Raw genomic sequence first — 4,733 nt, forward strand, 5'->3', positions numbered from 1 at the left:
GTGGAGTCAGTAAATGTTGTTGCAATTTAATTGCAACAACAAAGTCGCCTCAAATCATGGGCGCAAAATCAGGCCCCTGAACGCAAAACACCCCGCACAAGGCGGGGTGCAGCGGGACAGAATCCCGTCAGATCGCGAGAGCCGTCGCCCGGTGGCACAACCGCCCGGACGAACGCTTCTTATCCGATCAATAGCGCTTGCGCGACGAGCCCTTGCCGTTGCCGACCGAGTTGCCCTTGCGGAATGAAGGGCGGTCGCCGCGATCACCGCGATCGCCCCTGTCACCACCACGCTCACCTCTGTCGCCACCGCGATCGCCGCCACGGTCACCACCGCGGAAGCCACCCTTGCCACGAGGAGCAAAGCCACCCTCACGCGGGCGGCGCGGGCCGCGCGGCGGGGCAGAGGGGCCAGTCGGGGCAGAAGCCGGCTCGATCTTGGCTTCATCCGCATCGGCACCGGCAACGCAGGAGCGGAAACGCTCGGCGCTGTCAGGAGCAATCTCGAAGAGTGTGTGATCCGTGTCGATATGGATCGCACCGATCTCGCTCTTGGTCACACCACCCAGGCGGCAGATGAGGGGGACAAGCCATTTCGGGTCGGCACGTTCGGTACGACCAATGGCGAGGCTGAACCACTCACCGCCCATACGGTCCACCCGGCCTGTGAACTCGCGGGGTGCACGATCGTCGCGCATGCCACGGGCAGGGGCATCAACGCTGACCGGACGGATCGACTCGACGCTCGGCAGGCGGCTCTTGTAGAGGCGCACGAGGGCCGTTGCGAGCTGATGCGCGTCATGCGCATTTGCCAGCTGCGACGCCAGGGCATCTTCATTGGCCTGCGACGGCGCGAAAAGCGTCTCGTCTTCCATCAGGCGCTTGGCGTCTTGCTCAAGGATGGCATCCGCCGAAGGGACGCTTTCCCACTCGGCATTGCTGATCTTGGCAAAGGAGAGCAGGCGCTCAGCCTTGCGACGCTGGCTGACAGGCACCATGACCACGCAGGTGCCCTTGCGGCCTGCACGGCCCGTACGGCCCGAACGGTGCAGCAATGTTGCTGCTTCGCTCGGCATATTGGCATGGATCACGAGTGAAAGTGCCGGAATGTCGATCCCACGTGCGGCCACGTCGGTTGCCACGCAAACGCGTGCCACACCCGAACGCAGGGCTTCGATGGCGCGTGAACGCTCGTTCTGGCCCATTTCGCCGGAGATGGCGACCGAGGCAAAACCACGCTCGACCAGCGCTGCCTGTACCTGCGCGACCATGGCGCGGGTGTTGCAGAACAGCATGGCGGTCGGGCTCTCGTAATAACGCAGCACATTGACGACACCGCGACCAATGTCATTCGGCGCTGTCAGCACGCATTTATACGTGATGTCATCATGCTGCTTAGACGTGGAGACCGTGTTGATGCGCTCGGCGTTCTTCTGGAAGCGGCGCGCCAGATTGGCGATTTCCTTGGCGATGGTCGCCGAGAAAAGCAGCGTGCGGCGTTCGACAGGCGCGGCATCCAGAAGCTGTTCCAGCTCGTCGCGAAAGCCCAGATCGAGCATCTCGTCGGCTTCGTCCAGCACGACCACGCGCAGATCGGACAGGTTCAGGGCACCGCGCGACAGATGATCGCACAGGCGGCCCGGCGTCCCCACAACGATATGGGCACCGTTCGACAGGTTGCGGGCTTCGCGACGGGCATCCGTGCCGCCAATGCAGCTGACGATACGCGCACCGGTCTCGGCATAAAGCCACTGAAGTTCGGTCTGCACCTGCAGGGCCAGTTCGCGCGTTGGTGCAACCACCAGAGCAAGCGGGCTGTTGGCAGGGGGAAGGCGCTCACTGCCCTCGGGAATGAGGGTCGGGGCAAAGGCGAGACCGAAAGCAACCGTCTTGCCCGATCCTGTCTGTGCGGAAACGAGGAGATCCCGTGTCTCAAGGCCTGGCTGCAGAACGGCTTCCTGCACGGCGGTCGGTGTTTCATAACCGCGTGCCGCCAGAGCGCGGCTTAGAGACGGTACGGTATCGGGAAAGGGCATGCGGTTCGGACTCAATCAGGATCGTGCGAAGAGAGAACGCCGAGACAGGAATGCGCTGTTCGAGCATGGCTCGCGGCGTAAGGAAGGCGGTCAATAAAGAATATGCGAGCTGAAATCTAGGATTAAACGGCACCCGTGCTGAAAACGCTTCTGCGGGAACCTGACTCGGCACACTCCCAATATATGGGACATGCGCGCCAAATTGAAGCGATTGCTGCCACACAAACCGTTAAATTCGGGTAAGACGCCACGCATGATTGCCGCGTTCCTCTCCCGTCAAAAGGGTGCGTTTCTGCGCCTGCACGCGCAGCAATGGCCTTTGAAATGGCTTTTTGCCCCCAGCGGCAATGCGTTCGAATTTGCCTTGCGCAACACCATCGCCTCGCTCGTCGCGCTCGGAATCGCGTTCTGGATGGAACTGGGCGAACCGCAATGGGCCGCCATGACCGTATGGATCACGGCGCAGGGCTCACGTGGCGAGAGCCTTTCCAAGGGTCGGTGGCGTCTGGTCGGCACTGTGCTGGGCATGGCAGGTGCAGTGGGGCTGGTTTCGGCGTTTCCCCAGGCTCCGTGGCTGTTCATCCCTGCGCTGGCGCTCTGGGCCGGGCTCTGCACGGGGCTGGCGACGCTGTGCCAGAATTTCCGTGCCTATGCCTTTGTGCTGGCGGCCTATACCTGCGCCATTATTGCAACCGGCGCCCTGAACGCGCCCGATCATGTGTTTGAAATCGCCATGGCGCGCGGCACCTATATCTTTCTGGGTGTCGTGTGCGAGATGGTGGCTGGGCTGGTCTTTTCGGCGTCTCTGGCGGTCAAGGCCAGACGTACCATGCGCGGCTGGCTGATCGAGGCCATAGGGGCCGCTTCAAAGGTCATTGGCGATGTGCTTGATGGCGCCCCGCCGCCTGAGGCGGCGATACGTGCCGTGTTCAGCCGAACGCTCAGTCTCAACGAGCAACTCGAATTTACCGTGGTTGAGGTCGGGCGCAGTGACCATGCAATCGCGTGCGCCTATGCCACGATCGGCATTCTGTCGCGACTCGTCTCGCGTGCGTTGGGGATGCAGGCGCGACTTTCCACACAGCTTGTCCTTTCCGAACGCGTCAGAGCGGGGCTGGCCGAGGTGGCGCGTTTTGTCCGCAACGTACCGGCAAGGCTGGATGATGCTGACACGCTTCTGGCGCTGCGCCGGGATCTCGAGGCGCTCGCTGCGCGCTGCGACATCCTGCATGACGAAGCTGGCGCGACCGATCACCCGGAGGAAGGGTTCAACCCCGATGACGCGATCATCCTTCAGGGTATGCGCCTGATTCTGGAGGAATATCGCACGCTGCTGATCTATTTCGAGGCCCGTCCGACCGAAGCCACGACTCCTGCGCGGTATCGGCTGCGACGCGTGCTGCATTTTCATGCGGCATTCCATAACGCCATGCGCTCTGCCGCTGCCATCTGTCTGGCAGGACTGGTATGGGAGGTCACGGCATGGCCACAGGGGGCAGCGTTCATCTCGTTCATCGCTGTGGTGGTGGGGCGGTTTGCCACCACCGATAATACCGTGCTCGTCAGCAACCGCTTTTTCTACGGTGCCTGTTTCGCCACTCTGGCTTCCATCCTGCCGGTATTCTTCCTTATCCCAACCGGGACGGGGTTCGAGGCCCTGATCGTGGCTCTGGCCCCTTTGATGTTCATTGGTGGCCTTGCGGCACGCAACCCCGCCACTGCCACCGCAGCGGGGTCATATAATACCTTCCTGCCTGCGCTGATTGGTCTCGATAACCATATGCGCATGAACGAACTTACCTGGTTCAATGCCACGATCGCCCTGCTGCTCGGGCTTGGGGCAGGGGTGCTTGTGTTCCGTTGTATCCTGCCATTCAATATCTATCAGGTATGTGCCTTGTTGCGACGACGTGCCCTGCATGGATTGCAGCGTATCTGTGTGACGCCGCGGTTTCTGCCGGCCGAGAATCGCTGGATCGGGCTCATTACCCAAGGCATGGAACGTGTCATCCGTTATGCAGGCGCCTCGCTCACCCCGTTCATGGAGCTCAACCTGCATGGTCTGCTATCCACCATGACCCTTGGGCGTAACCTGCTTTTCCTGCGTGGTGTCGCGGCGCGGCCTGCACTTCCTGCGGCGCTGCGCGACATTCTTACGCAGTTCTTTACTGGACTCGGTCCCCATTGGCTTCGTGGCCCCGGTGTCGAAGCGGCCGTGTTCACGTCGCGGATAGAAAGCGCCATCAGCACCATTCACCAGCATGCGGCATTGGCGGATGACCGGGAATGTCCGGCTTATGCCGAGGTGCTCGGGAGCCTGCTTGTGGTGCGGCACGAATGGCAGGGCAATCAGGACTGGATGAATGACCGGCACTTCAGGCGCTGCCTGCAACTGGCCCGTGCGACCGGGCAGTAATCTGCGCCACAGGACCGGATTGCCCGGAGGGCATTAGATGGAATGTTAGTCGATCACAGCCAAATGATCATTTCATAACGAATTTATGTTCCGATTCGGGTGTGAGAAGAGAATATAAATTCTCTCATGCGGGCCATTCCACCAGTCCCGTCACACTGAAAGGGTCGTCACGCCATGAAGATCGGTTTCGTTTCCGACAGTCTCGGCAAACTTTCTTTCGAAGCCATGCTGGATCAGGCCGTTGCGCTCGGCGTGTCGGGCGTGGAGGTCAATACGGGCGGG

At 61.3% G+C, this 4,733-nt stretch carries 2 protein-coding genes; one reads left to right on the forward strand and one right to left on the reverse strand.

Annotated elements, in window-relative coordinates; genetic code table 11:
• Positions 1 to 187 precede the first annotated feature (187 nt).
• On the reverse strand, positions 188 to 2,035 hold the full coding sequence (locus tag P792_RS31725; protein WP_023979380.1) for a DEAD/DEAH box helicase: 1,848 nt from the start codon (positions 2,033 to 2,035) through the stop codon (positions 188 to 190).
• A 253-nt stretch (positions 2,036 to 2,288) separates the two neighbouring features.
• On the opposite strand from P792_RS31725, the gene P792_RS31730 reads away from it, so the two are divergent.
• Positions 2,289 to 4,451, forward strand: a complete 2,163-nt coding sequence (locus tag P792_RS31730; protein WP_023979381.1) for an FUSC family protein — start codon at positions 2,289 to 2,291, stop codon at positions 4,449 to 4,451.
• The last annotated feature ends 282 nt before the right edge of the window (positions 4,452 to 4,733 follow it).

Origin of the sequence: Asaia sp. SF2.1, assembly GCF_000505765.1 — a bacterium.
In the GTDB taxonomy this organism is placed as follows: Bacteria; Pseudomonadota; Alphaproteobacteria; order Acetobacterales; family Acetobacteraceae; genus Asaia; species Asaia bogorensis.